This is a genomic window from Stutzerimonas stutzeri (assembly GCF_024448935.1).
GTDB lineage: Bacteria > Pseudomonadota > Gammaproteobacteria > Pseudomonadales > Pseudomonadaceae > Stutzerimonas > Stutzerimonas stutzeri_AO.
Map to the genome: position 1 here is coordinate 1 of NZ_JAMOIE010000156.1, position 5,394 is coordinate 5,394.

General features: G+C 61.0%; 4 protein-coding genes. 3 read left to right on the top strand and 1 reads right to left on the bottom strand.

Annotated features, from left to right (window positions below; genetic code table 11):
- The first annotated feature begins 202 nt into the window (after window positions 1-202).
- From NA637_RS23910 to NA637_RS23920, 3 genes are all read left to right on the top strand, one after another.
- A complete protein-coding gene (locus tag NA637_RS23910; protein ID WP_003095129.1) occupies window positions 203-379 on the top strand; it encodes a hypothetical protein in 177 nt (58 codons plus the stop codon).
- Window positions 363-3,317: a sensor histidine kinase gene (locus NA637_RS23915; protein ID WP_256074985.1), complete on the top strand. Its 2,955-nt coding sequence runs from the start codon at window positions 363-365 to the stop codon at window positions 3,315-3,317. The genes NA637_RS23910 and NA637_RS23915 overlap by 17 nt, the downstream gene beginning before the upstream one ends.
- 200 nt (window positions 3,318-3,517) lie before the next feature.
- Entirely contained in the window at window positions 3,518-4,942 is a 1,425-nt protein-coding gene (locus NA637_RS23920) for a sigma-54-dependent transcriptional regulator (protein WP_256074986.1), read from the top strand.
- 238 nt (window positions 4,943-5,180) lie between these two features.
- Here NA637_RS23920 and NA637_RS23925 read toward each other — a convergent pair.
- Window positions 5,181-5,394 (bottom strand): hypothetical protein (locus NA637_RS23925; RefSeq protein WP_256074987.1); only part of this gene is annotated, 214 nt, incomplete at its 5' end.

Genomic DNA, 5,394 nt, shown 5'->3' on the forward strand with positions numbered 1-5,394 from the left:
GCCTCAAGCCTCAAGCCTCAAGCCTCAAGCCTCAAGCCTCAAGCCTCAAGCCTCAAGCCTCAAGCCTCAAGCCTCAAGCCTCAAGCCTCAAGCGAATCAGTGTGGGGCTGGCGCCGAAACGCCGCCGGGCTTTTCCTTGCAGCTTGTGGCTTGCCGCTTGCCGCTGCTTTACCATCCGCCTACTTCCGACACGAGTTCCAGCATGTATATCTACCGACTGGTGCTGCTCCTGGTGGTGGGGATCTACCTGTTTTCCCCGGCAATCATGGACTGGTGGATCGACCCCAACGGTGCCTGGTACCGCCCCTATCTGTTGTGGCTGATCCTCATCGTGGTGACCTTCATTCTTCAGAGTCAGCGCGATGCAGACGAGCTTTAGCCTCAGCCACCTGATCCTGATCAGCGTCGCTTACCTGCTTGTGCTGTTCGGGGTGGCCTGGGTCAGTGAGCGCGGGCTGATTCCGCGCTGGGTCATTCGACATCCGCTCACCTACACCCTGTCCCTCGGCGTTTACGCCGGTGCTTGGGCATTCTATGGCACCGTGGGTCTGGCCTATCAGTACGGCTACGGGTTCCTCGCCACCTATTTGGGTGTCTGCGGCGCGTTTCTGCTCGCACCGGTCCTGCTCTACCCGATTCTGCGCATCACCCGGACCTATCAGCTGGCCTCGCTGGCGGACCTGTTCGCCTTCCGTTTCCGCAGCACCTGGAGCGGGGCGCTGACCACCATTGTCATGCTGATCGGCATGCTGCCGCTGCTGGCGCTGCAGATCCAGGCGGTGGCCGACGCCATCGGGATTCTCACGCTCGAGCCCCTGCAGGAGCGCGTGGCACTTGGCTATTGCGTGATGATCATGCTGTTCACCATTCTCTTCGGCGCCCGCCATATCGCCACGCGGGAAAAGCACGAGGGGCTGGTGTTCGCCATCGCCTTCGAATCGGTGGTCAAGCTGTTGACCTTCGGCGCCATCGGTTTGTACGCGCTGTTTGTCGTGTTCGGCGGCCCGCATCAGCTGGAAGTCTGGCTGTTGCAAAACCAGTCGGCGTTGCAGGCATTGCATACGCCGCTGCAGGAAGGCCCTTGGCGGACACTATTGCTGGTGTTTTTTGCGTCGGCGATCGTCATGCCACACATGTACCACATGACCTTCACCGAACACCTCAACCCGCGCGCGCTGGTCAGCGCCAGTTGGGGCCTGCCGCTGTATCTGCTGCTGATGAGCCTGGCCGTGCCGCTGATTCTCTGGGCCGGGCTCAAACTGGGCGTCAGCACCAACCCCGAATATTTCACCCTCGGCCTCGGCATCACGGCGCAGAGCGAGGCATTGACGCTGTTGGCCTTCGTCGGCGGACTTTCAGCGTCCAGCGGTCTGATCATCGTCAGCACCCTGGCGCTGTCGGGTATGGCACTCAACCATCTCGTGTTACCGCTTTACCAACCGCCTACCGAAGGCAACATCTATCGCTGGCTGATATGGACCCGGCGCAGCCTGATCCTCGCCATCATCATGGCCGGCTACGGCTTCTATCTGCTGCTGGGCGCCGAGCAGGACCTGTCAAACCTGGGCATTGTCGCCTTTGTGGCGACCCTGCAATTCCTGCCCGGCGTGCTTTCTGTCCTCTATTGGCCGACCGCCAACCGTCGTGGCTACATCGTTGGGCTGCTCGCCGGTATTGCCGTCTGGGTTGTGACCATGCTGCTGCCGCTGGTCGGCAACCTCGACGGCTTCTACATCCCGCTGCTCAACGTGGTCTACGTGCTCGACGACACCAGCTGGCACCTGGCGGCGATCGCCTCGTTGGCGGTGAATGTGCTGGCATTCTCGCTGTTCTCGCTGTTCACCGAAACCAGCGCCGAGGAGCAGGCCGCTGCAGAAGCCTGTGCGGTGGAAAACGTGCGCCGACCTCAACGTCGTGAGCTGGCAGCCGCCTCGCCGCAAGAGTTCGCTACGCAACTGGCCAAGCCGCTGGGCGCCAAGACTGCGCAGCGGGAAGTGGAACAGGCACTGCGGGATCTGCAACTACCCTTCGATGAGCATCGCCCCTATGCCCTGCGCCGGCTACGCGATCGCATCGAGGCAAACCTGTCCGGCCTGATGGGGCCGAGCGTCGCCCAGGATATCGTGGAGAATTTTCTCTCGTACAAGAACGGTGCAGACAGCTATGTGACCGAAGACATCCATTTCATCGAGAGCCGCCTGGAGGACTATCACTCACGCCTGACCGGCCTGGCTGCCGAACTCGATGCCCTGCGCCGTTACCACCGGCAGACCCTGCAGGAGCTGCCGATGGGCGTCTGCTCGCTGGCCAAGGATCAGGAAATCCTGATGTGGAACAAAGCCCTGGAAGAGCTCACCGAAATCCCCGCGCTGCAGGTGGTGGGCTCCCGCCTGTCAACCATCGCCGAACCCTGGCAGAGCCTGCTCAGCGATTTCACTCGGCAGCGCGAGGAGCACCTGCATAAACAACGCTTGCAGCTGGACGGTCACAGTCGCTGCCTGAACCTGCACAAGGCCGCGATCGCCGAGCCGTTGGCGCCCGGCAGTAGCGGTCTGGTACTGCTGATCGAAGACCTCACCGAAACCCAACAGCTGGAGGACCGCCTCGTTCACTCCGAACGCCTGGCCAGCATTGGTCGGCTGGCGGCGGGGGTCGCCCACGAAATCGGCAACCCGATCACCGGCATCGCCTGCCTGGCGCAGAACCTGCGCGAGGAGCGCGAGGCAGACGCCGAGATCAGCGAGATCAGCAACCAGATCGTCGAGCAGACCAAGCGCGTCTCGCGCATCGTCCAGTCGCTGATGAGCTTCGCCCATGCCGGCGGCAGACAACAGGACCGATACCCGGTGAGTCTGGCCAAGGTGGCGCAAGATGCGATTGCCCTGCTCTCTCTCAACCGGCAGGGAACCGAGGTGAGATTCTTCAACCTCTGCGACCCCGATCATCTGGCAGAAGGCGACCCGCAGCGCCTCGCTCAGGTGCTGATCAACCTGCTGTCCAACGCCCGCGCCGCATCCGAGCCCGGCGGGGCCATCCGAGTACGCAGCGAAGTGTCCGAACAGACCGTCTATCTCATCGTCGAAGACGAAGGCAGCAGCATACCACAGGCGATTCAGGATCGGCTTTTCGAGCCGTTCTTCACCACCAAGGATCCAGGTGAAGGGACAGGGCTGGGCCTCGCACTGGTCTATTCGATCGTGGAAGAGCATTATGGGCAAATCAATATTGACAGCCCGGCCGACCCGGAAACCCAACGCGGTACGCGCTTCCGCATCACCTTGCCGCGTCATGTCGAGGCCATAGATCCCGGTGAATGACGAGTCGTCGACCGTTTTCCGCCAGGTCTCGACCGTGAACGGCCCAGCGTATAGCTGGCCCCGCCGCGACCTGGATGAGGAAGACAACTGGCACCCCGCACCAAGCCGCAGCGCGGCACCGGCACAGGTTCGGGAACGAGCCCTCTTTAGCGCCGTCCCCACCACCGTGTAGCCGCCCTCAGACCGTCGAGAGAGTACTGATGTCCCATATTCTGATCGTCGAAGACGAAACCATTATCCGCTCCGCCCTGCGCCGACTGCTCGAGCGCAACCAGTACGAGGTCAGCGAAGCCGGCTCGGTGCAAGAGGCACAAGAGCGCTTCAGCATTCCCTCCTTCGATCTCGTCGTCAGCGATCTGCGCCTGCCTGGCACGCCCGGCACCGAACTGATCAAGCAGGCCGAAGGCACCCCCGTGCTCATCATGACCAGCTACGCCAGCCTACGCTCGGCAGTGGACTCGATGAAAATGGGGGCAGTGGACTACATCGCCAAGCCCTTCGACCACGACGAGATGCTGCAAACCGTGGCGCGCATTCTTCATGATCGGCAGCAGGCCGCTTCAGCGCCGGCTGAGGCGTCACGCAGCGCCACGCCCGTTGCTGGCGCGAAGGCAGACGACTCGATCAATGGTGAGATTGGCATTATCGGACGCTGCGGCCCGATGCAGGATTTGTTCGGCAAGATCCGCAAGGTCGCCCCGACCGACTCCAATGTGCTGATCCAAGGCGAATCGGGTACTGGTAAAGAGCTTGTTGCCCGCGCGCTGCACAACCTTTCCCGTCGCGCCAAGGCGCCGATGATTTCAGTCAACTGCGCCGCCATTCCGGAAACCCTGATCGAATCCGAACTTTTCGGTCACGAGAAAGGTGCCTTTACCGGCGCCAGTGCCGGCCGCGCCGGTCTGGTCGAGGCCGCAGATGGCGGCACCCTGTTCCTCGACGAAATCGGTGAGCTGCCTCTGGAAGCACAGGCGCGGTTGTTACGCGTATTGCAGGAAGGCGAGATCCGGCGGGTAGGCTCTACCCAGTCGCAAAAAGTCGATGTGCGCCTGGTCGCCGCGACCCACCGTGATTTGAAGACGCTGGCCAAGACTGGGCAATTTCGTGAGGACCTCTACTACCGGCTGCACGTCATCGCCTTGAAGCTGCCCCCCCTACGCGAGCGCGGCGCCGACGTGCTGGAAATCGCCGAGGCCTTCCTGGCACGCCAGAGCGCACGCATGGCCATCGAGGGGTTGCACTTCTCCCGAGAGGCCGAGCAGGCCGTACGGCAATACACCTGGCCGGGGAACGTGCGCGAACTGGAAAATGCCATCGAGCGGGCGGCGATTCTCAGTGACAGCGAGGAGATCAGCACTGAACTGCTGGGCATCGACATCGAGCTCGACCCCCTCGATGAGGATTTCGATGAACCCGGCGCCCCGCTGGGTTCCGCTGTCTCAACGACCAACGAGCCGACCGAGGACCTGTCGCTGGAAGACTACTTTCAGCATTTCGTCCTTGAGCACCAGGATCACATGACCGAGACCGAACTGGCACGCAAGCTGGGCATCAGCCGCAAGTGCCTTTGGGAGCGTCGCCAGCGGCTCGGGATTCCACGACGCAAATCGGCCACGGCTGGGTAGCGAGCTGTTACCGCCACTACCAAGACGTAACAAAATGCGGGTTCAACGGTAACGGACGCTGCAGACTCTTCGGACCAGATCGACAGTCAAAAATACCAACCCATTGATTACAAAGACTTTTCAAAAACTGGCACGGCGAATGCTTTATATCTGGCACAACAACAATAACAAGCAGACCCACAATAAGAACAAGACGTACCGGCTCTAGCAAAATAAAGACAATAAGGCAGAGGCGTAGCTAACTGATTCTTTTGGAGAGGAGATGCCAAATGGGGCTTTGCCCCAGGACCAGGCTGAGAACAACAAAAACTGCATAAGCAGCGCCTGAACTGGTTGGATCGAACGATCGATGGTAAATCAGCGACCAAAGAAATCCGTTTGCTCTTTGCTCCCAATGTAGGAGCGATTCCTGGATGCGATGGCTGAAGGGAACGGGTGACCCAAACAAAAAC